Here is a 632-nt window from a genome sequence, read left to right as displayed (position 1 = left end):
CGATGTGCAGATGCCCGAGCTTGACGGCATTCAGTTGTGTCGCGCGATTCGGGCATCTCCGCTATTGAGACGCCTGCCGATCATCGTCATTTCTTCCGAAACACGGGATCAGTTCGGCGCATCGGGGCTATTCGACATCTACTTACGCAAGCCTATCGATGCAAGGCGACTCATCTATGCGCTGTCACGCGTTCTCGCGCTCGATTGCGCAAATGATGCAGCGCCCAGCCCAGCGCAATCGGTACATGACGTGACCAAACACGGAGCATCGCCGGGAGCGACATCGCCGGCATGACCAGCAAACGGCCTCGCGCGTGCCATCCTTTGCGAGGCCGGCACCTATCGACTTCGCTATTATTTAGTCGCCGCGGCTTTTCATCGGCTTGGGGCGCCGGAGCGCCAGGCGCTGCAAGAGTTGCTGCGCCTCGTCAAACGCCTGGCTGATTGCCTCTTCCGGGCTTTCCCCATAGACGGGGGCGCCCTCTACAGGCTCGTCGTCCCACAGGGTCAATTGCACCCATGCGCGGTAGCGCGGGTTGTGCTGCGAATCTTCTTGCTCTATGCCCAACTGGCAGTCTTTTAAGACAGCGCTATAAGCCGTTAGCGACACGAGATCTTGAGCCGCAACGCTT

The 632-nt window shown here is 59.3% G+C and carries 2 protein-coding genes; one reads left to right on the top strand and one right to left on the bottom strand.

Annotated elements, in window-relative coordinates; genetic code table 11:
• Positions 1-295: response regulator (locus C0Z18_RS32475; protein ID WP_146014172.1), on the top strand; the 295-nt coding region annotated here is incomplete at its 5' end.
• A gap of 63 nt (positions 296-358) precedes the next feature.
• On the opposite strand, the gene C0Z18_RS33115 is transcribed toward C0Z18_RS32475, so the two are convergent.
• On the bottom strand, positions 359-632 hold a 274-nt coding region (locus tag C0Z18_RS33115; RefSeq protein ID WP_158244355.1), incomplete at its 5' end, for a hypothetical protein.

Source organism: Trinickia dabaoshanensis (assembly GCF_002879885.1).
Lineage (GTDB): Bacteria > Pseudomonadota > Gammaproteobacteria > Burkholderiales > Burkholderiaceae > Trinickia > Trinickia dabaoshanensis.
This window is presented reverse-complemented; position numbering and strand designations above follow the sequence as displayed.